The sequence below is a fragment of the Bacillus sp. MUM 116 genome, assembly GCF_001866655.1.
Lineage (GTDB): Bacteria > Bacillota > Bacilli > Bacillales > Cytobacillaceae > Neobacillus.
In genome coordinates, this window is the sequence record NZ_MLYR01000046.1 from 1 (window position 1) to 24,939 (window position 24,939).

The 24,939-nt window shown below is 38.9% G+C and carries 22 protein-coding genes; all 22 read right to left on the reverse strand.

Features of this window, described 5'->3' with window-relative positions:
- Nucleotides 1-188: 188 nt before the first annotated feature.
- Nucleotides 189-1,427 carry a M16 family metallopeptidase gene (locus tag BIV60_RS12505; protein ID WP_071356072.1) on the reverse strand — a complete coding sequence of 413 codons (1,239 nt, stop codon included), beginning with the start codon at nt 1,425-1,427 and terminating at the stop codon, nt 189-191.
- A gap of 66 nt (nt 1,428-1,493) precedes the next feature.
- Nucleotides 1,494-2,444, reverse strand: coding sequence for a polysaccharide deacetylase family protein (locus BIV60_RS12510; RefSeq protein ID WP_071356073.1), 951 nt, complete (start codon nt 2,442-2,444; stop codon nt 1,494-1,496).
- Between the two features lie 157 nt (nt 2,445-2,601).
- Complete coding sequence (gene pnp, locus BIV60_RS12515; protein ID WP_071356074.1) at nt 2,602-4,719, reverse strand: polyribonucleotide nucleotidyltransferase; 2,118 nt, start codon at nt 4,717-4,719, stop codon at nt 2,602-2,604.
- 230 nt (nt 4,720-4,949) lie between these two features.
- Nucleotides 4,950-5,219 carry a 30S ribosomal protein S15 gene (gene rpsO / locus BIV60_RS12520; RefSeq protein ID WP_071356075.1) on the reverse strand — a complete coding sequence of 90 codons (270 nt, stop codon included), beginning with the start codon at nt 5,217-5,219 and terminating at the stop codon, nt 4,950-4,952.
- A gap of 133 nt (nt 5,220-5,352) precedes the next feature.
- Nucleotides 5,353-6,339 (reverse strand): bifunctional riboflavin kinase/FAD synthetase, encoded by a 987-nt coding sequence (gene ribF / locus BIV60_RS12525; protein WP_071356076.1) that lies wholly within the window; start codon nt 6,337-6,339, stop codon nt 5,353-5,355.
- 29 nt (nt 6,340-6,368) lie between these two features.
- The gene (gene truB, locus BIV60_RS12530) at nt 6,369-7,292 is read right to left on the reverse strand and encodes a tRNA pseudouridine(55) synthase TruB (protein ID WP_071356077.1); all 924 of its coding nucleotides are present in this window, start codon (nt 7,290-7,292) and stop codon (nt 6,369-6,371) included.
- A gap of 53 nt (nt 7,293-7,345) precedes the next feature.
- Nucleotides 7,346-7,717 carry a 30S ribosome-binding factor RbfA gene (gene rbfA, locus BIV60_RS12535; RefSeq protein WP_071356078.1) on the reverse strand — a complete coding sequence of 124 codons (372 nt, stop codon included), beginning with the start codon at nt 7,715-7,717 and terminating at the stop codon, nt 7,346-7,348.
- A 17-nt stretch (nt 7,718-7,734) separates the two neighbouring features.
- A complete protein-coding gene (locus tag BIV60_RS12540) occupies nt 7,735-8,016 on the reverse strand; it encodes a DUF503 domain-containing protein (RefSeq protein WP_071356079.1) in 282 nt (93 codons plus the stop codon).
- A complete protein-coding gene (gene infB, locus BIV60_RS12545) occupies nt 8,013-10,280 on the reverse strand; it encodes a translation initiation factor IF-2 (protein WP_071356080.1) in 2,268 nt (755 codons plus the stop codon). The genes BIV60_RS12540 and infB overlap by 4 nt, the downstream gene beginning before the upstream one ends.
- 19 nt (nt 10,281-10,299) lie before the next feature.
- Nucleotides 10,300-10,602 carry a YlxQ family RNA-binding protein gene (locus BIV60_RS12550; RefSeq protein ID WP_071356081.1) on the reverse strand — a complete coding sequence of 101 codons (303 nt, stop codon included), beginning with the start codon at nt 10,600-10,602 and terminating at the stop codon, nt 10,300-10,302.
- Nucleotides 10,599-10,883 carry an RNase P modulator RnpM gene (gene rnpM, locus BIV60_RS12555; protein WP_071356212.1) on the reverse strand — a complete coding sequence of 95 codons (285 nt, stop codon included), beginning with the start codon at nt 10,881-10,883 and terminating at the stop codon, nt 10,599-10,601. Before rnpM ends, BIV60_RS12550 begins: the two co-directional genes overlap by 4 nt.
- A 19-nt stretch (nt 10,884-10,902) precedes the next feature.
- Nucleotides 10,903-12,027, reverse strand: a complete 1,125-nt coding sequence (gene nusA, locus BIV60_RS12560) for a transcription termination factor NusA (protein ID WP_071356082.1) — start codon at nt 12,025-12,027, stop codon at nt 10,903-10,905.
- Between the two features lie 38 nt (nt 12,028-12,065).
- A complete protein-coding gene (gene rimP / locus BIV60_RS12565; protein WP_071356083.1) occupies nt 12,066-12,536 on the reverse strand; it encodes a ribosome maturation factor RimP in 471 nt (156 codons plus the stop codon).
- Between the two features lie 331 nt (nt 12,537-12,867).
- Nucleotides 12,868-17,193 (reverse strand): PolC-type DNA polymerase III, encoded by a 4,326-nt coding sequence (locus BIV60_RS12570; RefSeq protein ID WP_071356084.1) that lies wholly within the window; start codon nt 17,191-17,193, stop codon nt 12,868-12,870.
- Between the two features lie 150 nt (nt 17,194-17,343).
- Complete coding sequence (gene rseP, locus BIV60_RS12575; protein WP_071356085.1) at nt 17,344-18,603, reverse strand: RIP metalloprotease RseP; 1,260 nt, start codon at nt 18,601-18,603, stop codon at nt 17,344-17,346.
- Between the two features lie 88 nt (nt 18,604-18,691).
- Nucleotides 18,692-19,834, reverse strand: a complete 1,143-nt coding sequence (gene dxr, locus BIV60_RS12580) for a 1-deoxy-D-xylulose-5-phosphate reductoisomerase (protein ID WP_071356086.1) — start codon at nt 19,832-19,834, stop codon at nt 18,692-18,694.
- Between the two features lie 144 nt (nt 19,835-19,978).
- Nucleotides 19,979-20,770 (reverse strand): phosphatidate cytidylyltransferase, encoded by a 792-nt coding sequence (locus BIV60_RS12585; RefSeq protein ID WP_071356087.1) that lies wholly within the window; start codon nt 20,768-20,770, stop codon nt 19,979-19,981.
- Nucleotides 20,771-20,785: 15 nt separating this feature from the next.
- A complete protein-coding gene (locus BIV60_RS12590; protein WP_071356088.1) occupies nt 20,786-21,568 on the reverse strand; it encodes an undecaprenyl pyrophosphate synthase in 783 nt (260 codons plus the stop codon).
- 270 nt (nt 21,569-21,838) lie between these two features.
- On the reverse strand, nt 21,839-22,396 hold the full coding sequence (frr, locus tag BIV60_RS12595; RefSeq protein ID WP_071356089.1) for a ribosome recycling factor: 558 nt from the start codon (nt 22,394-22,396) through the stop codon (nt 21,839-21,841).
- Nucleotides 22,396-23,121, reverse strand: coding sequence for a UMP kinase (gene pyrH, locus BIV60_RS12600; protein WP_071356090.1), 726 nt, complete (start codon nt 23,119-23,121; stop codon nt 22,396-22,398). Before pyrH ends, frr begins: the two co-directional genes overlap by 1 nt.
- An 86-nt stretch (nt 23,122-23,207) precedes the next feature.
- Entirely contained in the window at nt 23,208-24,092 is an 885-nt protein-coding gene (tsf, locus tag BIV60_RS12605; protein WP_071356091.1) for a translation elongation factor Ts, read from the reverse strand.
- Between the two features lie 126 nt (nt 24,093-24,218).
- Nucleotides 24,219-24,929: a 30S ribosomal protein S2 gene (gene rpsB, locus BIV60_RS12610; protein WP_071356092.1), complete on the reverse strand. Its 711-nt coding sequence runs from the start codon at nt 24,927-24,929 to the stop codon at nt 24,219-24,221.
- Nucleotides 24,930-24,939 lie beyond the last annotated feature (10 nt).

A 24,939-nucleotide genomic window follows, 5' to 3' on the forward strand; every position in this document is an offset into this window, starting at 1 on the left:
CAAGAAATCGGAAGCGCATTGTTCAGCCTCGGGCATAGTGCTTTAGGCCCTTCGGTGAAGTCGTTCTTTGACTTCATCGTCAGGGCCTAAGCAACCTAGGAAAAAAGCAGTTCATTTTTTCCCTCGAGGGGCAGGACGCTTGCGCTAGACTATAAAAAAACAGTTCGAGTTCACGAACTGTTCCCTTTTTATTTTAGGTCCTTTGGAAGCTCTCCATCAGGACTGATTAATGTAATTGAATATTTATCGGTAAAAACCGAACTTGCCATCTCATTAGCACTTTGCTTGGTTACTTGATCAATTTGTTCAATAATTTCATCTAATGAACGATGACGCTTCAACAATAATTCATTTTTCCCATTACGGCTCATTCTGCTGTTGGTGCTCTCCAAACTCAGCATTAAGCTTCCTTTTAATTGTTCTTTTGTATTGGTAATCTCTTTATCAGTAATACCATCCTGTTTTAATTTTTCTAGTGTTTCTTGGATTGTATCATATAATAAATCAAGCTGTTTGGCCCCTGTTCCCCCATAAACTGTAACGATCCCACTATCTTGATAAGCAGAATGATAGGAGAAAACTGAATAGGCTAACCCCTTCTGTTCCCGAACATCCTGGAACAATCGACTGCTCATACTGCCGCCAAGGACATTATTAACGATAATTAAACTATAAATATCCTCATGTCCAATCTTTAGTCCTTCAAAACCGATGCATAAATGGGCCTGTTCAGTATCTTTTTTTCTGGATATACGATTGGAATGAAACACTGGTGTATTTTCATGGGTCTCATGATTACCCCCAGAATAGGAACCAAAATATTTTTCTACCTCGTAAATAAATGCATCTGAAACATTTCCGGCAATGGAAATGACGACGTTTTCCGGAGTATAGCGGTCATGGATATATTCCTTTAGCTTTTCACCCGTAAATGTATTAAGTGTTTCTTCTGTTCCAAGGATTGGGTAGCCTAGTGGATGATTCTCATAAACAGCACGGCTTAATAAATCATGTACGATATCATCAGGAGTATCTTCATACATTTTAATTTCTTCTAAAACAACATTTCTTTCTTTGTTTAATTCTTCTTCAACGAAAGTTGAATTAAAAAACATATCCGCTAATACATCCAGAGCAAATTTAGAGTGTGTATCAAGGACTTTCGCATAATAGCATGTATATTCTTTTGAAGTAAAAGCATTTACCTGACCACCAATGCTATCAAATGATTCGGCAATTTCTTTTGCAGACCGTGTGGTTGTACCTTTAAAAAACATATGTTCTAAAAAGTGGGAAATCCCATTGTTTTCGGGACTCTCGTTCCTGGACCCGGTTCCTATCCATACACCAATTGCTACAGACCTCACGGTAGGAATTTGTTCTAATACAATTCTTACTCCATTTTGGCATGTGTATTTATTTATCATCGAATTCCTCCTGAATATAACGACTCTAAAAACTCATACTTCTATTTTATTCTATTCTCCCGAATGTTATTTCATCAATCTTTCCTCGCTCATTAACTCTGAGACGGTACCAATGGTAAGATTTTTTTTCTCAATTAATGTGATTAAACTGTCAAGCGATTTTGCTGTAGCTTCAGTTGGATGCATCAAAACCATTGAACCATTCCCGATTTTACTCATTACACGGTTAATCAATGTATCCGGAGTTGGTTTTTTCCAGTCCACTGTATCAACAGTCCACATGACGGTTTCCATATTAAGATCATTTGCGACGCTAACTGTTTCATCCCTATAGCTTCCGCTTGGAGGTGCAAACCATTCACATTTGACTCCTGTTGCAGCCTCAATTACTTCATTCGTTTTAATCAATTCAGATCTCGTTTGTCCAGCAGTAAGCCTTTTCATGTCCGGATGGGAATAAGAATGATTGCCGATTTCATGGCCAGCACTCACAATCATTTTGGCAAGTTCAGGATTTTTTTTAACCCAATTCCCTTCCAGAAAAAAACTGGTTGTGACATGGTGTCTTTTTAAAGTGGCGAGCATATCTGACAAATATTCATTTCCCCATGCTACATTAATTATAAAGCTAACCATCGGTTTATCCGGGTGTCCTTTATAGATAGGTGAGGGAGGTAAATCCCTTAAATGTACCTTTGGATTTATTTGGGTAAAGACCAATTTCTTTTCATCATATTGGTCTTTATTTTTCATCTTTTTATAAGAAGCTAAAATATCAACCTTCAACCCATTATATCCTGGAATTGCCTTCCAAACCCGATCTATTTTGGCATCAGAGGGTGGAATCTCATATTTGGCAGCGTTTTTTACAATATTTTCATAAAGAGGATTGGAATTTTGCTTTGAAACCATAATTGCGGATTCCTTCAATGTTTCCACATATGGATTTACAATTGGATTATTTACCGAGATCCACCCAGCCAAACAAATAAGCATAAAAGTAACAGCTTTTTTCATCTTTCCTTTCCCCCTTCCATAAACATTATGAAAGAAGGGGACAAGGTAGAACTTCAAAAGCGCAAGCACCCTGATCCGTCAAATAGTACATGGAAAAAGTCAGGGTGAACCCTGACTTTCTAATTCCTGGAAGCTTTAACAAGACCAGGGCTTTCCATTATTGCTGTTCTTCAGCCTTTTCTTTCTGTTCTTTCAAAACAGCTTTCCGTGAAAGGTTAACGCGGCCTTGTTTATCAATTTCAGTGACTTTAACTAGAATTTCATCACCAATTTTCACAACATCTTCTACTTTTCCTACCCGCTCTTCGGCAAGTTCGGAAATATGGACCAATCCATCTTTTCCGGCAAAAATTTCAACAAATGCGCCGAATTTTTCAATCCGTTTTACTTTGCCGAGATACATTTGACCAATTTCAACTTCACGGACAATATCTTCAATAATCTTCTTCGCTTTTTGATTCATTTCCTGGTCTGCTGATGCGATAAAGATGGTTCCATCTTGCTCAATATCAATTTTCACACCAGTTTCTTCGATAATTTTATTAATTTGTTTTCCACTTGGTCCAATAACATCGCGGATCTTATCCGGGTTAATGGTCATGGTTAAAATTTTCGGTGCAAATTTTGATAACTCAGTTCTAGGTTCACGAAGGGTTGCCAGCATTGAATCTAAAATTTGCATTCTTCCTTTTTTCGCTTGTTGAAGTGCCTCTTCTAAAACTTCACGGGACAGACCTTCAATTTTAATGTCCATTTGAAGTGCAGTTACCCCTTTAGACGTTCCTGCTACTTTAAAGTCCATATCGCCAAGATGGTCTTCCATTCCTTGGATATCCGATAAAACAGTGTAATGTTCACCGGATTTTACTAGACCCATAGCAATACCTGCCACCGGGGCTTTAATCGGCACACCTGCATCCATCATGGCTAGAGTACTTGCACAAATACTTGCCTGCGAGGTGGAACCGTTTGATTCTAAAACTTCTGATACCAGACGAATTGTATAAGGAAAATCTGTTTCAGATGGAACAATTGGTTCAAGTGCCCTTTCTCCCAATGCCCCGTGACCGATTTCCCGGCGGCCTGGACCGCGGATTGGACCCGTTTCCCCAACACTAAAGGAAGGAAAATTATAATGATGCATAAAGCGTTTTTCTTCCTCAATGCCTAAGCCATCAAGAATCTGAACATCTCCCATTGCACCAAGTGTACAAATGCTTAAAGCCTGAGTCTGACCGCGTGTAAACAATCCGGAACCATGTGTACGTGCAAGCAGTCCAACTTGTGATGATAATGGACGGATTTCATCTATTTTACGGCCATCAGGACGAACTTTTTCAACTGTAATTAAGCGGCGAACCTCACCTTTAACAATTTTGTCAAGGATTTGTTTCACTTGCTTTAAATTCTCTTCTGTTGTTTCTTGTTCTTCATATTTGGCTAAAACATGTTTTTTCACTTCTGTAATTGCAGCTTCACGGGCATGCTTTTCTTGAACTTGAATGGCGTTAATCATATCTGCTTCGCAGATTGCTCTTACTTCTGCTTCAAGTTCTTGATTAATTTCGAAAAGCGTGATCTGCATTTTTTCTTTGCCGATTTCAGTAGCAATTTTCTCTTGGAATTCAATTAAGCGTTTGATTTCTTTGTGTCCAAACATAATGGCTTCCAGCATAATTTCCTCTGGTACCTCGTTTGCACCTGCTTCAACCATGTTGATTGCATCTTTTGTACCAGCAACGGTTAAGTGGATGTCACTAAGTTCTGATTGCTCCACAGTCGGATTAATCACAAATTCCCCATTTACCCGTCCGACTACAACTCCGGCAATTGGACCTTCAAACGGTATATCAGATGTGCTTAGCGCTAAAGAAGAACCAAACATCGCTGCCATTTCAGTAGAGCAGTCTTGATCTACACTCATGACAATACTGATAACTTGTACATCATTACGGAATCCATCAGCAAATAATGGACGGATTGGTCGGTCAATTAAACGGCTGGCTAAAATGGCTTTTTCACTTGGACGGCCTTCGCGTTTAATAAAACCTCCTGGAATTTTCCCAACAGCATATAAACGTTCCTCATAGTTTACAGTTAGCGGAAAAAAGTCTAGATTTTTTGGTTCTTTTGATGCAGTTGCTGTACTTAAAACTGCTGTATCACCATAACGGACAAGGACAGCTCCATTTGCTTGTTTTGCTAATTGTCCAATTTCGACAGTCAGCTTGCGGCCTGCCCACTCCATGGAATACTCATGTTTCGTTTGTTCCATATTGTTACCCCTCTCAGGTCAAAATCATTTCAGAGGATGATTCGAAAATTTTTTTCGTAGTATCATCTTTTTTCATATATAAAAAGCCGTAAATAGCTTATGTTAGAAATTCCAAATATAAAATTAGTATGCACATAATTTCGCGATTTTAAATATGTATAGAGGATTCTTTAATAGAAAACTTCGTTAAAAAACTAACAAAAAAGCGGGAAAAATCCCGCTTCTGTTGATTATCGACGAAGACCAAGCTTATTGATTAGCACACGGTAACGTTGAACATCTTTGTTACGTAGGTAAGTTAAAAGATTACGACGCTTACCAACCATTTTCAACAAACCACGACGTGAGTGGTGATCCTTTTTATGAGTACGTAAGTGCTCATTCAAGTTGTTGATTGATTCAGTAAGGACAGCGATTTGAACTTCTGCAGATCCAGTGTCGTTTTCATGAGTTTTATACTCAGCGATAATTTCATTTTTACGCTCTTGAGTGATTGCCATCCTAATTCACCTCCAAAAATAGAATCCCCTGTTACTGAGCAAGCGTCGGTGACTCGACTTGCCAAGCAAAGGTTTTTTAATACGTTAATAAGAATACAATGTTTCCATGAAAAATGCAAGAGAAACCTTGATTTTAATGTAAGAAAGAGGTTGATTCACTACAATTTTCGGAGACTTTGTCGAATTTTTTAAAGTAATTTACCGCATATTGTTTATCTCTTTCAATTTGAGCGATTAATTCTTCAATACCCGAAAACTTTTGTTCTTTCCGTAAAAATTGATGCCATTCGATCTTAACCTCTTTACCATAAATCATTTGATTAAACTCAAATAAATGGACTTCAACTGAGGGTTTGATTTCTTCTTTATTAAAGGTAGGTTTATATCCAAGATTACAAACCCCATTATACCACTTACCATCTACTTCCATTCTTACCGAGTAAACTCCAATTGGAGGCAAAAGATATACATCCTCAACACTCACATTGGCGGTAGGAAAACCAATGGTCCTTCCCCGTTTATCGCCATGAATAACAGACCCTGTCGTTGTATAGTATCTACCTAAAAAATCGGGAAGCTCATTCGTCATGCCTTCTTTTAATAATTTCCTTATCCGGGTTGAACTTACCTTTTTTTTCTTCTTAGTTAACTCTGGAATGACTGAAAAAGTGAATTGACCTCTTGAATGGAATGGCAATGTTTCCATTGTCCCTTTCCCCATCCTGCCGTAGGTAAAATCAAAACCAGCTACGGCATGTTTTACATTTAAATTAATGAGATATTGATCGATAAATTCCTGTGGAAGGAGGTTGGCGAACTCTATTGTAAAATGAACGACGAATACATAATCAATTCCCATTTTTTCAAGAATTTGAATTTTTTCTGTTATTGGCGTAATATATTGAACATGCTGTTCAGATTTCCCCAGCACCACGGATGGATGCGGGTCGAATGTCATGACCGCACTACTCAGTCCTTTTTCCTTCGCTTGTCTCTTTGCTTCTAAAATGACTTGCTGATGTCCAAGATGTACCCCGTCAAAATATCCAAGTGCCATTGATAATGGCGGTAATTCACTTTTCTCTATATGATTCGGAAAATTAAGCTTCTTTACTTCCACTTGAAACTCACTCTTTCTATACCGTACCCTTATTGATCTTGATTGTTTCTTAGCACCTTAACTGGTTTTAACAAATCAGACTTGCTAGGATGCTTTGCATAGATAGCAAGTGCCTGTCCTTCCCTCGTTTCAGTGACTATAGGTCCGTTACTATTTTTTAGATGTTCTGGAATCGGTAAAATTGCACCATTCTTTACTTTCTCTGCTACTGTATCATTTATTACGTATTTCGGCAAATGGGAAATTGCTGATTCAAGGGGTCTTAATTCACTTGTTATAGTACCCGACTGCATTAAATTTTCTATTTCATCAAATGTGAGGCAATCTTCTAACTTAAATGAAGCGGACTGGATTCTGACTAGCTTTGACATATGTGCTGGGAATCCTAATTGTTCCCCAATCATTACTGCAAGTGTCCGAATATAGGTCCCTTTGCTGCAGCTGACACGAAAACGAAAAGTGATTGTTTGTCCACTAAATTCTTCCCTTTTATCAAGCAATTCGATTGAATAAATCGAAACCTTACGTGTAGGGCGTTCCACAATAATCCCTTTTCTGGCATATTCGTAAAGGCGTACACCATCGACCTTTACTGCTGAAAACATCGGGGGTGTCTGTTCAATTTCTCCTGTCAGGGATTGTAAGACTTGAAGAATTTCCGCTCTGGAAAACGAGCGGTCAACTGGTTTTTCCTCAACTACCTCTCCTGATGCATCCTCGGTTGTCGTTGAATACCCGATTGTCACTTCTCCCTCATACGCTTTGCCGGCATCTGTTATGTATTCCGCTATCTTTGTTGCCTTTCCAATACAAATTGGCAAAACTCCGGTTACATCCGGATCAAGTGTCCCAGTGTGCCCAACTTTTTTTGTCTTCAATATTTTTCGTAATTTAAAAACACAATCATGTGACGTCAATCCGGCTGGCTTAAATAATGGTAAAATACCTTCCAACTAGCTCACTCCTTATCAAAAAAATGGATAGACATTTGTCTATCCATTGATATCTAGTCTTCATCATTTTTATGAAGTGGTTTTTCTTCATGGTGTAATTGATGAAGAAGGTTTTCAATTCGATTTCCGTAATCAATGGATTCATCGAATTCAAAGATAATTTCAGGTGTTTTCCGCAGTCGAATACGATGGCCGATTTCTGTGCGAATAAAGCCTTTGGCTTTTGCAAGACCTTTTAAAGTATTCTCCTTTTGTTCATCATCACCCAATACAGATATATATACTTTAGCTTGTTGGAGATCTCCTGTAACTTGGACATCTGTAACCGTCACAAAACCAATCCGAGGATCTTTAATTTTACGTCCGATGATGTCACTCAGCTCTTTTTTCATTTGTTCTCCCACACGATTTGCTCTGTGGCTCATCAAATTCACCTCTTAATCTAAAGCCATTCAATATCGGTGATCGTCCTCTCTATCTCTGGAAACGAATCAATAAACCGTAAGGCACTTTGCAGTTCCTGCTCAGTCGAAACCCTTGCACAAGTAACCACAACAATGGCAATCTTGGTCCTTTGCCATACATCCTGATAATCAACTTCCGAAACAGAAACATTATATTTTTGCCTTAACCGAGTAAGGATTCGCTGCAGAACGGAACGCTTATCCTTTAAAGAATGGGCATCATAGATGATGCATTCACATACGGCCGTGCCGATGATCATTTCCGTTCTACTTCTTCCATTACAAATGCTTCAATAATATCTGCTTCTTTGACATCATTGAAGTTTTTAATCGTAATCCCGCATTCGTACCCTTGGGAAACTTCTTTTGCATCGTCCTTAAATCGTTTTAAGGCATCAATTTCACCTTCAAAAATAACAACCCCATTACGAATTAAACGAACGCCGCTGTCACGGGTAATTTTACCATCTGTAACATATGAACCGGCAATCGTTCCCACTTTGGAGACCTTAAAGGTTTGGCGGACCTCAGCTTGACCAATGATTTTTTCTTCAAATTCAGGGTCAAGCATACCCTTCATAGCCGCTTCAATTTCTTCAATTACTTTATAAATAATGCGGTGCAGACGTACGTCTACATCCTCTGCATCAGCTGCACGCTTAGCGTTTGCATCCGGACGTACATTAAAACCAATCACAATCGCATTCGAAGCCGCAGCTAGCGTAATATCGGACTCATTAATCGCACCTGCTCCGCTGTGAATAATTTTAATATTAACGCCTTCTACATCAATTTTCATTAAGGAAGCAGCAACAGCTTCGGCTGATCCTTGAACGTCCGCTTTAATAATAACATTCAAGTCCTTCATTTCGCCTTGTTTTAATTGCTCAAATAAGTTTTCTAAGCTAACGCGGGACTTTTCACCACGTTGCGCTGCAAGTGCCTGCTGTGCACGTGCTTCCCCAACTTGACGAGCTGATTTTTCATCATCAAAAACAACAAAACGATCTCCAGCCTGAGGCACTTCGTTTAACCCTGTAATCTCAACAGGAGTCGATGGACCAGCATCTTTAACACGGCGTCCTTTATCATTCACCATTGCACGAACACGGCCAAAAGTATTTCCAACAACAATTGGATCTCCAATTTTTAAAGTACCGTTTTGAACCAATAAAGTTGCAACTGACCCGCGCCCTTTATCTAATTGAGCTTCTATAACAGTACCTAAAGCCTTCCGGTTTGGATTCGCTTTATATTCCTCTACTTCACTTACAAGAAGAATCATTTCTAATAGGTTATCGATTCCATCCCCTGTTTTTGCAGAAAGTTGTACAAAGATAGTATCCCCGCCCCATGCTTCTGCAACCAAGCCATGTTCTGTTAATTCTTGCATAACACGGTCAGGGTTTGCGGCTTCCTTATCCATCTTATTAACAGCAACAATAATTGGAACCTCGGCAGCCTTCGCATGGTTAATCGCTTCAACTGTTTGTGGCATTACACCGTCATCTGCGGCAACAACAAGAATAGTAATATCGGTAATTTTTGCACCACGAGCACGCATCGTTGTAAAGGCAGCGTGTCCCGGTGTATCTAAGAAGGTAATTTTCTTACCATTTTCAACTACTTGATAGGCACCGATATGCTGGGTGATTCCACCTGCTTCTCCTTCAGTTACCTTTGTATTACGAATAGAGTCAAGTAATGTTGTTTTCCCATGGTCAACGTGTCCCATAATCGTAACAACAGCAGGTCGTTCTATAAGCTCTTCAGCGGTATCCTCAGAAAAATAAACCTCTAAATCGGTTGTATCGATTTTGATTTCTTCTTCAACCTCAACACCGTATTCACTTGCAATCAATTCAATCGCATCTTTGTCTAATACCTGGTTAATTGTAGCCATTACACCAAGTAAAAAGAGCTTTTTAATAATTTCCGATGGCTCACGGTATATTTTTTTAGCAAGCTCTCCAACAGTCAAAGATTCGCTAAACGTAATTTTAGCCGGAAGTTCTTTTTCTTTCTTCTTTTGTGGCTGTGCTTGTTGAACAGGTGCGTGGTTCTTTTTACGATTGTTATTATTATTGCGATGTTGATTATTATTAAAAGGCTTTTTATTACCTTTTCCAGAATTGAATACTTTATTTTCCTTTGATTGGAATTCCTGGTTTTGCTTTTTACCTTCACCCGTTTTTGGAGGAGAGACTACTTTTACCTTGCTTGGAGCAGCGCTCTTTGAGTCATCATCCTCAAAAGCCTTTGGACTTGTTTTACTCTGCACCTGTGGCTTTACTCCCTGCTGTTGTCTTTGATTGGGACGATTTTGTTGTTGCGGCTTTGTTTGCTTCTGTTGTGTATTGCTTGTGTTTTTATTATAGGTTGCGTCCAGCTTTACGATATCTGCATCTTCTATTGTTGCCATATGGTTAGAAACCTCAATATTCATTTCTTTTAATTTTGTAATTACGTCCTTGCTTGAAACATTATGTTTTTTTGCATATTCATAAACACGTATTTTACTCATTCTTTCACCCCCGCTAAATTTAATCGAGCAACGTCACCAATTTTTTAGCAAATCCATCATCCAATACAGCTACAACAACGCGGGCTTCTTTACCAATTGCCTGGCCAAGAAGATGGCGATTTTCCACAATTTTTAATGGAACATTATATGATTTACACTTATCTGTAATTTTTTTGGTTGTATTTCCAGATGCATCTGCTGATAATAAAATGAGCTTTGCGCCACCCCTCTGAATCTGTTTGACGGTTAGCTCCTCACCTGATGTGATTTTACGTGCTCGATTGGCTAAGCCAAGCAATGACATCCATTGTTGCTGGTTCATTTGGATAGTCTGTTCTCCTTCTCTATCAACTCTAATAGCTCTTCGTACAATGATTCATCTATAGAAACCTGTAGATGGTTTGATAAGATATTCTTCTTCTTGGCTTGAAGGACAGCTTCTTTGTCCTTTGAAAGATATGCACCCCTGCCTGATTTTTTACCTGTCAGGTCAATGGATACTTCACCTTCCTTTGAGCGAACGATGCGAACAAGTTCTTTTTTCGGCTTCATTTCACCTGTTGCCACACATTTACGCATTGGAACTTTTTTTTGAGTGTTCACAATCATTCACCTCCACCTGTTAATCTAATTCATCTTCAAAATCAAAAGTATCTTCATCAACTTGATCATCAAAGAGCCTTATTGGTTCTTCACGTGGATAAATCCCTAATTCACGTGCTTCTGTTTCCGATTTAATATCAATTTTCCAACCAGTTAATTTCGCCGCCAATCTTGCATTTTGACCGCGTTTACCGATTGCAAGAGAAAGTTGATAATCCGGTACAACCACTGTTGTTGCTTTATCCGCTTCATTTACCATTACATCTAAAACCTTAGAGGGGCTTAAAGAATTTGCAACAAACACTACGGGATCATCAGACCATTTGACAATATCAATTTTTTCCCCTTTTAACTCATTTACAACAGCTTGAACACGAGTTCCCTTTGGTCCAACACATGAACCTACCGGATCAACCTCATGATTATCGGAATGCACGGAGATTTTTGAACGATCTCCAGCCTCACGGGCAACTGATTTAATTTCAACCGTTCCATCATAGATCTCAGGTACTTCGATTTCAAATAATCGTTTTAGTAATCCTGGATGTGTACGAGATACAAAGATTTGCGGGCCTTTTGTGGTTTTTTCAACCTTTGTAATAAATACCTTAATACGATCATGCGGTTTGTATCGTTCATTTGGCATTTGTTCATTCACTGGAAGCAGTGCCTCGATTTTCCCAAGGCTTACATAGATAAATTTGGAATCAAGTCTTTGAACAATTCCTGTCATGATATCTTCTTCTCGGTCAATAAACTCAGAATAAATAATGCCTCTCTCTGCTTCTCTTACACGCTGTGTTACCACTTGTTTCGCAGTTTGAGCAGCAATTCTGCCAAAATCTTTCGGAGTTACTTCCATCTCTACTATATCTTCAACTTGATAGTTTGGATTAATTCTTCGCGCATCTTCAATTGAAATTTCAAGGCGAGGATCAAAGACCTGATCCACGACTTCTTTTCTGGCAAAAACCCTCATGGACCCTGTTTGTAAATTCAAATCGATTCTAACGTTTTGTGCCTGATTAAAATTACGGCGATAAGCTGAAATCAATGCCGCTTCAATCGCTTCGATTAGAACATCCCTGGAAATTCCTTTTTCTCTTTCCAGTATTGTAAGAGCATCTAATAATTCGCTGCTCATTTGCTTGTATCCCCCTAACTTTTATTTAAATTTCATAATTATGAAAAAGAAACAGCCAGGCGTGCATTAGCTACTTTTTCATACGGAATTTCAATGGTTTTTTTGCGGGTTTTTATTTTTACCTCTATTATTACGGTCTGCCCATCAAACCCTTGTAATACGCCTTCGAAGCTTTTTTCACCATCAATAGGTTCATATGTTTTTATAAATACATTTTTTCCAATCGCTTTTTCAAAATCCCTGCTTTTTTTCAAAGGACGTTCAGCACCAGGTGAAGACACTTCAAGGAAATAATTATGGGGAATCGGATCTAACTCATCAAGTTTTTCACTAAGACGTTCACTCATTACTCCGCAGTCTTCAATATCTACGCCTTTTTCTTTATCGATATATACTCGGAGAAACCAGCTTTTTCCTTCTTTTACATACTCAATTTCGACTAATTCCAAGCCAAGTTCTTGAAGAATTGGTTCTGCCAGCTTTTCTACTATTTCTATTACTTTGCTCATGCTTAACCTCCTTTTACCGATTTTTTCACCCATATTGTATGTAGTTCACGGAAAGAATTATCAATTACCCTTTTTACAAACAAGAAAGAGTGGGTTTCCCCACTCCTTGCATACGAGAGTATTTCTTAGTATTTCCAATAAAACTATACCATAGTCAACATATATATGCAAACACGAAAAGCGGAAGCGCCTTGGTCAGCCTCAGGTATAGCATAAGACGAGTTGGAGAGAAGGTTGCTCTTTACCTTCTTGACGGATCGGCTATAGACCATCGAGGGGCTAGGCGCTGGAGCTAGACATCAAGAAACGAAGAGGTTATTTTCATACGTCCCTAGAAAAGGGATAGCTGGTTTTGTTCAGGGAGGGATTCCAAGCACCCCTGTTTGTCCAAATATTCTAGAATGGTCTTGGATACTTTTCCGCGCTGCTGCAGGTCTTCTTTTGATAAAAATTCCCCTTCTTCCCTCGCCTTTACTATGCTTAAGGCAACGTTTGTTCCTAAGCCAGGGATGGAATTAAACGGTGGAATTAATGAATCTCCCTCTATAATAAACTCTGATGCGGAAGATTTGTATAAATCGATTCTTTTGAATGAAAATCCTCTTTCGCACATTTCCAGCGCTAACTCCATAACGGTCAAGAGGTTTTTCTCCTTGTTTGACGCCTCAAGACCCTTCGCATTAATTTCCTCAATTTTTGCCCGAATGGCTTCGGAACCGCGCGCCATTGCTTCCACATCAAAATCCTCAGCACGTACTGTGAAATAGGCTGCGTAATAAAGAAGCGGGAGATGGACTTTAAAATAGGCAATCCTTACGGCCATTAACACGTATGCTGCAGCATGGGCCTTAGGAAACATATATTTTATTTTTTTACAGGAATCAATATACCATTCCGGCACTTCATTTTTGCGCATTTCCGCTTCCATTTCTTCACTTAAGCCTTTCCCTTTACGGACGGATTCCATAATTTTAAAGGCAAAGGAGGGTTCAAGTCCTTGGTATATTAAATAAACCATAATATCATCGCGGCAGCCGATTACTTCACTTAGGTTACAAATTTTGTTATGGATTAATTCTTGGGCGTTTCCAAGCCATACATCCGTTCCATGGGAAAGTCCTGAAATTTGCACGAGCTCAGAAAATGTCGTTGGTTTTGTATCTTCAAGCATTTGCCGAACAAATCGTGTACCAAATTCAGGGATTCCCAAGGTTCCGGTTTTACACATAATTTGCTGTTCGGTTACGCCAAGCGACTCAGTTCCGCTAAATATCTTCATGACTTCCGGATCATCTGTGGGAATTGTTTTAGGGTCTATTCCACTTAGATCTTGAAGCATCCTGATTACAGTCGGGTCATCGTGCCCCAGTATATCAAGTTTTAAAACATTATCATGAATCGAATGGAAGTCAAAATGAGTTGTCTTCCACTCGGAATTTTTATCGTCAGCAGGAAACTGAATCGGTGTAAAGTCATAAACATCCATGTAATCCGGGATAACAATAATTCCCCCCGGGTGCTGTCCTGTCGTTCGTTTTACTCCCGTACATCCGGAAGCAAGTCTTTCTACTTCCGCATTTCTCATATGGAGATTATTATCCTGCTGATAAGCCTTTACATAACCAAAGGCAGTCTTATCGGCAACCGTTCCGATTGTTCCGGCACGATAGACATAATCCTCTCCGAAAAGGACCTTTGTATAGTTATGGGCACGAGGTTGGTACTCTCCTGAGAAGTTTAAGTCAATATCTGGTACCTTATCTCCTTTAAAGCCAAGGAAGGTTTCGAACGGAATATCATGTCCGTCCTTCCGGTATTTCCCGCCGCATTGCGGGCAATCTTTATCAGGTAAATCAAAACCTGAACCAACAGAACCATCATTAAAGAACTCGGAATGTTTACAGGTTGGACAAATATAATGCGGCGGCAGAGGATTTACCTCTGTGATCTCCGTCATCGTTGCAACTAATGATGAACCGACAGATCCACGTGAACCAACAAGATAGCCATCATCAAGCGATTTTTTTACAAGCTTATGAGAAATTAAATAAATAACAGCAAAGCCGTGGCCAATAATACTCTTTAATTCTTTTTCCAGACGGGCTTCCACAATCTCCGGAAGAGGTTCACCATAAATTTTCCGGGCCATGGCATAACTCATTTCTCTCATTTCCTCATCGGCGCCTTCAATTTTCGGTGTATACAAATCATCTTTAATTGGTTTTATAACATCAATCATATCCGCAATTTTATTTGTATTGGTTACAACTATTTCCTTCGCTTTTTCCGCACCTAAAAACGAAAATCCCTCGAGCATCTCATTCGTTGTCCTAAAGTGCACATCCGGAAGCTGATGACGGTTTAGTGGATTGGCGCCACCTTGAGAATTGATTAAAATTTTACGATAGATTTTATCATTTTCATTTAAGTAATGAACATTTCCTGTCGCAACAACGGGAATTCCAAGTTTGTCCCCAAGCTTCACAACATTTCCAATAATTTCTTCTAACGCTTTTTCATTACGGATTAATTCCATTTCGATCATTGGTGCATACACTGGTTTCGGCATCACCTCAAGATAATCATAGAAGCGGGCAAATGCTTCAACTTCTTCAGGAGATTTTTGCATCATCCCTTCAAATACTTCCCCTTTATTACAGGCTGAACCGACAAGGATTCCTTCGCGATATTTTTGAAGGACAGAGCGAGGAATTCTTGGTACACGATAAAAATACTCAAGGTGCGAGATCGAAATCAATTTGAATAAGTTTTTTAATCCAACATCATTTTGGGCAAGCAGCGTACAGTGATAAGGACGTGCTCTCTGATAGGCATTCCCTTTCCCCATGTTGTCATTGAACTGATCGTGGTATTCAATTCCTTTTTCATGGGCATCCTTAAGCATTTTTAACAATAAATATCCTGTTGCCTCTGCATCATAAATAGCACGGTGATGCTGGGTCAATTCGATATCAAACTTTTTAGTCAATGTATTTAATCGGTGGTTTTTGAGTTCAGGATAAAGAAAACGCCCTAACTCCAGCGTATCAATGACCGGATTTTTCGCTTTTTCAAGACCAATATTTTTGTAGCCGACATTTAGAAATCCCATATCAAAGGATGCATTATGGGCGACTAGAACAGAATCTGCAACCCAGTCGTGGAAATTTCTGATTACCTCCGCTACTTCTGGTGCATTTTCGACCATATCGTCGGTAATCCCTGTCAAATTAATCGTTGTTGCCGATAATCGGTGATGAGGGTTTGCAAATGACTCAAAACGATCGATGATTTCTCCATCTCTTACTTTAACGGCAGCAAGTTCAATGATTGTATCGTATACCGCTGAAAGTCCAGTGGTTTCGACGTCAAAAACAACATAGGTGTCTTCTGTAAGGAGTCGATGTGCATCATTATAAGCAATCGGTACACCGTCATCGATTAAATTGGCTTCAATACCAAATAGAATTTTTATATCATTCTTCTTTCCTGCTCCAAATGCTTCCGGAAACGATTGGGCCCCCGCATGGTCGGTAACGGCAATCGCCTTATGGCCCCATTTTTTGGCTTGTGCAATTAGGGCACTTACTGGTGTAACAGCATCCATTTGACTCATCGGTGTGTGCAGATGGAGTTCAACCCTTTTCTCATCTTCCGGTGCTGTATCCTTTCGGCCGTTTGGTTTTATTTCATTGATATCATTTCCAATCATCACAAGGTCTCGGACGAATGTATCATTTTGGATACTTCCTCTTACCTTAACCCACATACCTTTTTTAACAAGCTGAAATAATGCTGCATCCTCTTTATCTCTCGAGAACATTTTCACCATAATTGAGCTCGTATAGTCGGTAATTTTAAAGGTTAACAGGGTCCGGCCGCTTCGAAGTTCCTTCGTTTCTGCATCAAAAATATACCCTTGGAGTGTCACTCTTCTTTCCTCGTCCACGATATCAATCATCGTGCGGTAATCTTGATCATCCTTAATGGTAAGACCAATATTGAGCGGTCCTTCCGGAACTTCAACTCCAGATTGCTCTTTTTCAGCTTCCTTCTTCTGCAGCTCAATAAGTGCTTGAACACCGCGTTCGTGGTCCTCCTTTTGTTTCGCCAGTAAAAACTTTTCGTACTCCTCGTTCTTTTCCTTACTTTGAATTGTTGTATCAATTGTAAGAACCGGAAAACCAAATGATTGATAGATATTACTGATTACCCCGCCATATTTTCGCGATAGTGCAAGCCCTTCCGTTTCATTTCTTACTGAAATTGAAAGTTTATTCCCGTTCACGCTAGGGATTTGTTCATTTAATAGCTTTAATAAAGGCGGGGCTATACCATCGATTTGTTGGATGCAATGGTTCCAGTATTCCAATAATAACTCTGGTGAAAAGGTGGGCTCCGTAACATTAATATCATACGTAATACGGGCAATATTTGAAAATGCTCTTTCCAATTGGGTCGTAAAGCGAGTGTATACATTATAGGGAAGGATTTTTTCTAATAAAAATTGAAAATGCCACTTGCGGGCTTTTTTTTCAACGATCAGTTTTTCAATTTGTGCATTTGGAAAATGTGCCACCACAGCATCTTCTTGCATTTGGAGCTGCTGGAGCAAGAGTAAGAATCGCTCTTTATTGCCTAAGGCATTTTCGCTCATCATTCTCTCTCCCATCTATTAAAAATCTCATGTCTCTATTATTCAGAAAGTAATTATATCATAACTAACAAAATGATTCGGCTAAATTCGACAGGAAACTTCAACAAATTTTGATCAAAAAAATAGGCACCATAAAATGGTGCCTATACTTTATAAGAAAAATCTTTGAATATCATTCCACGTTACGACAAGCATTAAGAGCATCAATAGGGCGAACCCGATAAAGTGAACCATCCCTTCTTTTTGACGGTCAATTGGTTTCCCTCTAAGTGCTTCGACTGCAAAAAACATTAACCTGCCGCCGTCAAGCGCCGGTATTGGCAGTAAATTCATGATCCCTAAATTAATACTTAAGATTCCAGCCCATTTCATTAAATAATAAATACCTGATTTCGCTACTGTATCGGTAGCTTGATAAATCCCGACCGGTCCAGAAAGCATATTTATAGAAAATTGACCAGTAACCAATTTTCCAAGCATCATGATAATTTGCGTTGTCCAAGAATACGTATCTTTAAATCCCGATGAAATGGCTTGAATTGGTGATTTTTCAACAGGGCTGTAAACACCAATTAACCCCATTTTCTTTCCATCAACCGTTTTTTCAATTGGTGTTACTTGAACATCCATTTCTTTTCCATCACGGGTAATGGTAAAATCTAATTTTTTATTTGGGCTATTTCGAATAATTTCCACTACATCAGCCCAACTGCTTACCTCTGCACCATTAATACTTTGAACCACATCACCCTTATGAAGTCCTGCAGCTTTTGCAGCTCCGTCAGAGGTAATTTCTCCTAATTTGGAATCATTGGTAGGAACCCCTTGTAAAAGAGCTATCACAATAAAAATGATAAATGCCAGTACAAAATTCATCATTGGTCCTGCAAAAATGGCCATCGTTCTTTGCCATAACGTTTTCGATCCAAATTGGCGATCAAGCGGAGCAATTTGGGATTCAATTCCATTTTCAACAATCATTGCTTTTGGATGAATCTCAAAGGTATTGAGTTGATCATCCTCGTCATCCGGGTATCCTTTGATGATAAGATCCTTCTCCACATCAGCATATTCAACCTCGATGATCCGGCAATCAGGGTACTTTTCTTTATTGTTAAGAATTATTTTATTTACCTTTTCATCTTTATCAAATAATAAACCAATACGGTACCCTGGCTTGATTTCAACCATTTCAGGGTCCTCACCTGCCATACGGACAAATCCACCGATTGGCAGCAAGCGAATGGTATACGTTGTTTCCCCTTTTTTATGTGAGAAGACCTTTGGGCCGAAGCCAATTGCAAATTCCCGGCAAAGAATACCTGCCCTTTTTGCAAAAATTAAGTGACCTAATTCATGAAAAAAGACAAGTGCGCCAAAGATTACAATAAAGGCTATAACTGTTGTCAATAGTAAAACCACCTTTTATCAGGATAAGGAAGTAACTTTTAACTTCGATAACGATTCAGCACCATTACCCAGGCGCCAGGATCTTATCTTATAGAAGTGAGCGTACATATTGTCTCGTTTCTTTGTCAACCTCTTGAATGGTAGCCAAGCTCGGGTGTTCAATTGTTTGATGTGCATTTAATGCTTTTTCAATCAATTCTTCAATTTGCAAGAAACGAATTTTCCCTTCCAAAAATGCTGCAACAGCCACTTCATTTGCAGCGTTCAAGGCAGTTGGCATCGTTCCTCCCTCATTACCGGCATGATAGGCAAATTGCAAACAGCGAAAGCGTTCTACATCCATTTCCTGAAAATGCAGTTTTCCTATTTGCGCTAAATTTAACCGATTTGAGGAAGGTAGCGGGGCACGATCTGGATAGGTGAGAGCAAATTGAATGGGCACTCTCATATCCGGTGTCCCCAATTGGGCAATTATGCTGCTGTCATGATATTCAACCATTGAATGAATAATACTCTCTTTATGGAGCAAGACATCAATTTTTTCATAAGGCATATTAAACAGCCAATGGGCCTCGATTACTTCCAAGCCCTTGTTCATCATCGTTGCCGAGTCGATGGTAATTTTTGCACCCATTGACCAGTTTGGATGATTTAACGCATCCTCCACCGTTACATCTTGCAATTCTGCTCGGGAACGATCTCGAAAACTGCCGCCTGATGCCGTTAAAATTAATCTTTCAATATTCTTATGTTTTTCCCCTTGTAAGGCTTGAAAAATTGCTGAGTGCTCACTGTCGACAGGAAGAAGGGGTACATGATTTCTTTTCGCAGCATCCATGACAAGATGACCTGCTGTAACAAGCGTTTCCTTGTTGGCAATTGCGATAACTTTCCCATTTTCAATTGCTTGTAATGTCGGGTTAAGTCCTACACTCCCAAGTACCGCATTCACTAGGATCTCCGCTTGCTCGTAAATCGCAACCTCAATCAATCCCTCATCACCAAATGTAAATTTCGTATTGGGAAATTCAGCATTTAACGTTGTACAATCTTGATAATTCTGTACCGAAACAAGCCGCGGCTTGAACTCGTGGATGAATTTTCTTGCCAATTCAATATTCTTTCCAACAGACATGGCACCTAACTGAAAGCGATCAGGATGCTCACGAATTATATCTAGAGTTTGAGTGCCAATCGATCCTGTGGCTCCCAATAAACTAATTATTTTCAACTATATTCAACTCCTAAAAAGAAAGCGGAAGTGCCTTGCTCAGGGGCGACAAGCATTAGACGAGCCAGCGGGAAGGTTGCTCTTTAACCTTCTTGACGGATTGGCTTATGACTCGAGCCCCTAGGCGCTGTAGCTAGGCTAAAATTAGCCCCAAAGGTGGAAAAAGTGCAGCAATGGCCAGACAAATAATAAACTGTCAAATCGATCTAGAATCCCGCCATGTCCAGGTAAAATCTTTCCGGAATCCTTTACATTAAAGTGACGTTTAAATGCCGATTCAACTAAATCTCCAATTTGTCCAAAAATGGATAACACAATGGTAATCCCTAATATTTCAATCAATGTTGCATTAAAATTAGAAAATAAAGCAAATAAAACACCGACAACAAGAGCGCAAATAACACCGCCAATGGAGCCTTCAACCGTTTTATTTGGACTGATTTCCGGCCACAATTTGTTCTTACCAGTTGCTTTACCGATAAAATAAGCACCTGAATCCGTAGCCCACATGATAAATAAGGAATAAAAAATATAAACAAGACCAGCATCACGTGCTTCCATGAAGAAATAAAACCCTATCCCGACATAAACCGCTGACATTAAAGAAAATGCTGCATCTTCAAAAGTAAATCTATTTTTTGTAATCACCGTATAGGCCAAGAGTAACAGTACAAAAGCAATCGCCAATTCTGTTTTTGAATAATAAAAAGTATTCATAACGTGTTCATACTGCTTCGGGAATAAGAGTACCCAAAGAAACAATGTTGCCAAAAAGCCATGCACGGTAAATAATGAGAGATTTTTCATTTTTAATAACTCATACAAACCAATAGTGGCTAAAAAATAAGATAAAAGGACAAATGGAAGTCCTCCATAAAACACAATTGGAATAAAAAGAGCGGCAGCGACGACTGCTGTTATAATTCTTTGTTTCATCTAATTTTCACACCTTTATGGACTAACTCCTCCAAACCGGCGCTGACGATTCTGAAATGTTTTAATTGCCTCAAGCAGATGCTCTTCACGAAAATCCGGCCACAATACATCGGTAAACCAAAATTCTGTGTAGGCTAATTGCCAAAGCATGAAATTGCTCAAGCGAATTTCACCGCTTGTACGAATTAATAAATCAGGGTCCAACATGTTTGCTGTCATCAGATACGAAGAAAAAACCTCTTCATTTAAATCATTTTGATTCATTATACCATTATTGCAATCATTTACTACTTGTTTGACTGCATCAATGATTTCAGCCCTGCTTCCGTAATTCAGCGCGAAGTTTAAGACAAGTCCATTATTATTTTTTGTTTCTTCAATAGCTTTTTCAATCGCGTGTAATGTATGTACAGGGAGCATATCTTTATATCCCATCATTTTCACTTGAACATTCTCTTCAATTAATTCTGGAAGGAATGTACCTAAAAACTCCTCAGGTAATTTCATGATATATTCAACCTCATTTTTTGGACGCTTCCAGTTTTCAGTTGAAAAGGCATATAAGGTTAAGGTTTTAATTCCAAGTTCATTGGCAAGCCGGGTTGTTTTGCGGACAACCTTCATACCCTCATGGTGACCCGCCACACGTGGTAAAGCCCTTTTCTTTGCCCATCGCCCATTCCCATCCATAATAATGGCAACATGCTCAGGTATTTGGAATTTTTTAACTTCTTCTATTTTTTCTCGGAGTGTGGAAGAGTTATTTTGATTCTTCCAAAGCCTTATTTTATTAAACATGACAATGCTCCTCCATATTAAGTTAATCATATACTCCGATAATAGATTTTTCTCTAATCGAACCAGTAAATAAATCCTATGAATTATTATTTTAGCATGTTTTTATCATACCAAAAAACCGTAAAGATATCTTCTAATAACTAACTTATGTAAAATAAAAGGAATTAAGAATAATATTCAGAAACTTCCATATAAATCTTCAAAAGGAATATTCGCTTAAATAGTGAAAAAACCCCCTAAAATAGAGGGTCCCCCTGCTTTGTAATTTGTTTATACTTCCATAATTTCTTTTTCTTTGTCTTTTGTTATTTTATCTATTTTGCTAATATTTTCATCTGTTAATTTTTGAATATCATCAGAATATCCACGAAGATCATCTTCAGTAATCTCGCCATTTTTCTCTAGCTTTTTTAAGTCCTCGTTCGCATCACGGCGGACATTGCGAATGGCGACTTTTGCTTCTTCTGCTTCTTTTTTCACTACTTTAACAAGCTCTTTGCGGCGTTCTTCCGTTAATTGTGGAATCGCAATCCGAATTATCGAACCATCATTGGAAGGATTCAAGCCTAGGTCAGATTTAAGGATCGCTTTTTCAATATCACCAAGAATTGATTTATCATAAGGCTGAATGACAAGTAGTCTTGCCTCAGGAGTTGTAATTCCGGCAACTTGATTCACTGGAGTAGCTGCTCCGTAATAATCAACGGTTACTCGGTCTAATAGAGATGCACTGGCTCTTCCAGCACGAATGCTTGCAAGTTCTCGCGAAAATGCTTGAATCCCCTTCGACATTTTATCTTTTGCGGTGGATAGGACTTGTTTTGGCATTAGTTTTTCCCCCTAACAATTGTTCCAATTTTTTCACCCATAACTGCGCGTTTAATATTTCCTTGTTCCATAATTGAAAAAACAATAAGCGGAATATCATTATCCATACATAAAGAAGAAGCAGTGGAATCCATGACGGCCAATCCTTCTTTGATTACATCAAGATAAGAAAGTTCCTCATATTTTGTTGCATTTTTGTCTACACGAGGGTCTGCGGAGTATACACCATCCACATTATTTTTTGCCATTAAAATGACTTCTGCATCAATTTCTGCTGCCCTTAATGCTGCGGTTGTATCTGTCGAGAAATATGGATTTCCAGTACCTGCTGCAAAAATTACTACACGATTTTTTTCTAGATGTCTAATAGCACGACGTCTTATATAGGGTTCTGCCACCTGGCGCATTTCAATCGATGTTTGTACACGTGATTCTATCCCTAAATGTTCTAAGCTATCCTGAAGTGCCAAGGAATTCATCACTGTTGCTAGCATTCCCATATAATCAGCGGTTGCCCGGTCCATCCCCATCTCACTTCCGATTTTCCCACGCCAAATATTGCCGCCGCCTACAACAACAGCTACCTCCACTCCAAGTTCAGCAATCTCTTTTACTTGAACAGCAATGGATTTAATCACGGAAGGTTTAATTCCAAAGCTTGATTCTCCTGCAAGTGCTTCCCCGCTTAATTTTAAAACGACGCGTTTGTACTTAGGACTTTCCATATAAACCTCCGTATTTTTATGTATTATTAACTTTTGAGTTTTCAGTTCCTTCAAAAATAGGGAACACAATGTGCTCCCTATTTAAATTATTTTTTATTTACTTGGTTCATAACTTCTTCTGCGAAGTTATCTTCACGTTTTTCGATGCCTTCGCCTACTTCATAACGAATGAATTCGCGAACGGTAGCACCTTTTGATTCAACAAACTGACGTACTTTTTGATCAGGGTTTTTAACGAAAGCCTGGTCAAGAACACAAACATCTTCAAAGTATTTTCCAAGACGTCCTTCAACCATTTTCGCTACGATATTTTCAGGCTTTCCTTCATTTAAAGCTTGTTGTGTTAAAATTTCGCGTTCACGTTCAACTTCCTCTGCGGAAACCTGATCACGAGATACATATTTTGGATTTAATGCAGCAATATGCATTGATACATCTTTTGCAGCATTTGCATCAGTAGTTCCTTCAAGCACATTTAAAACAGCGATACGGCCGCCCATGTGAAGATATGCACCGAATGCATCGTTATCAGTTTTTGATACGATTGTAAAGCGGCGAAGGGAAAGCTTTTCACCAATTTTTGCGATTGCAGCATTAATATGTTCAGTAACTGTTGCACCATTATCCATTTTTTGTTCAGCAGCTTCTTCTACAGTTGCTGGTTTATTGTTTAATAGATGTTGTGAAAGTTCCTTAACAAGTGTTTGGAAACCTTCGTTTTTAGCAACAAAGTCTGTTTCTGAGTTTACTTCAAGGATAACAGCTTCGTTACCTTCAGTTAAAATGGAAGTGATTCCTTCAGAAGCGATACGATCTGCTTTCTTTGCTGCTTTTGCAATTCCCTTTTCACGTAGGTAATCAATGGCTTTGTCCATATCACCGTTTGTTTCTGTTAAAGCTTTTTTACAATCCATCATACCTGCGCCTGTTTTTTCACGTAGTTCTTTAACCATTTGAGCCGTTACTGCCATAATGTACTTCCTCCTTATATCCTATGTATTCATATCTTTGCCAATCAATCCTAAGATAAACCTTCTTTAAAAAAAGGTGATAAAGGGTCTCCCTCTTATCACCTTTTTATCGTTCACTACATTAAATTAAGCTTCAACTTCTACAGCTGATTCTTCACCTTGTTTTGCTTCAAGGATTGCATCTGCCATTTTACCAGTTAAAAGTTTAACTGCACGGATTGCATCGTCATTCGCAGGAATAACTACATCAATTTCATCCGGATCACAGTTTGTATCAACGATTCCCACGATAGGAATGTTTAATTTTTTAGCTTCTGCAACTGCGATACGCTCTTTACGAGGATCAATGATGAATAATGCATCTGGAAGCTGTTTCATATCTTTAATTCCGCCTAGGAATTTTTCAAGACGTTCTTGTTCTTTCTTCAATTGAACAACTTCTTTTTTAGGTAATACATCAAATGTACCATCCTCAGCCATTCTTTCGATATCTTTTAATCGGCCGATACGCTTTTGAATGGTTTCAAAGTTTGTTAATGTACCACCTAACCAGCGTTGGTTAACATAGTATTGACCAGAACGAGCTGCTTCTTCTTTAACAGAATCTTGAGCTTGTTTCTTTGTACCTACGAAAAGAACTGTTCCGCCGTTTGCAGCAAGTTCCTTTACCCAGTTGTAAGCTTCTTCTACCTTCTTAACTGTTTTTTGAAGGTCGATGATGTAGATACCGTTTCTCTCAGTGAAGATATATTTCTTCATTTTTGGGTTCCAACGGCGAGTTTGGTGTCCAAAGTGTACACCAGCTTCAAGCAATTGTTTCATAGAAATAACTGACATGTTTTGTTCC

Coding starts and splice junctions, on each gene's coding strand:
- pyrH (WP_071356090.1), bottom strand. CDS start 23,121: ATGGAAAGTCCTAAGTACAAACGCGTCGTTTTAAAATTAAGCGGGGAA.
- frr (WP_071356089.1), bottom strand. CDS start 22,396: ATGCCAAAACAAGTCCTATCCACCGCAAAAGATAAAATGTCGAAGGGG.
- pnp (WP_071356074.1), bottom strand. CDS start 4,719: ATGGAACAAACGAAACATGAGTATTCCATGGAGTGGGCAGGCCGCAAG.
- BIV60_RS12540 (WP_071356079.1), bottom strand. CDS start 8,016: ATGATCATCGGCACGGCCGTATGTGAATGCATCATCTATGATGCCCAT.
- rpsB (WP_071356092.1), bottom strand. CDS start 24,929: ATGTCAGTTATTTCTATGAAACAATTGCTTGAAGCTGGTGTACACTTT.
- BIV60_RS12590 (WP_071356088.1), bottom strand. CDS start 21,568: ATGTTTAATAAAATAAGGCTTTGGAAGAATCAAAATAACTCTTCCACA.
- tsf (WP_071356091.1), bottom strand. CDS start 24,092: ATGGCAGTAACGGCTCAAATGGTTAAAGAACTACGTGAAAAAACAGGC.
- BIV60_RS12585 (WP_071356087.1), bottom strand. CDS start 20,770: ATGAAACAAAGAATTATAACAGCAGTCGTCGCTGCCGCTCTTTTTATT.
- BIV60_RS12570 (WP_071356084.1), bottom strand. CDS start 17,193: ATGAGCGAAAATGCCTTAGGCAATAAAGAGCGATTCTTACTCTTGCTC.
- BIV60_RS12510 (WP_071356073.1), bottom strand. CDS start 2,444: ATGAAAAAAGCTGTTACTTTTATGCTTATTTGTTTGGCTGGGTGGATC.
- BIV60_RS12550 (WP_071356081.1), bottom strand. CDS start 10,602: ATGAACCAGCAACAATGGATGTCATTGCTTGGCTTAGCCAATCGAGCA.
- rpsO (WP_071356075.1), bottom strand. CDS start 5,219: ATGGCAATCACTCAAGAGCGTAAAAATGAAATTATCGCTGAGTATAAA.
- nusA (WP_071356082.1), bottom strand. CDS start 12,027: ATGAGCAGCGAATTATTAGATGCTCTTACAATACTGGAAAGAGAAAAA.
- BIV60_RS12505 (WP_071356072.1), bottom strand. CDS start 1,427: ATGATAAATAAATACACATGCCAAAATGGAGTAAGAATTGTATTAGAA.
- rimP (WP_071356083.1), bottom strand. CDS start 12,536: ATGAGCAAAGTAATAGAAATAGTAGAAAAGCTGGCAGAACCAATTCTT.
- rbfA (WP_071356078.1), bottom strand. CDS start 7,717: ATGAGCCACAGAGCAAATCGTGTGGGAGAACAAATGAAAAAAGAGCTG.
- infB (WP_071356080.1), bottom strand. CDS start 10,280: ATGAGTAAAATACGTGTTTATGAATATGCAAAAAAACATAATGTTTCA.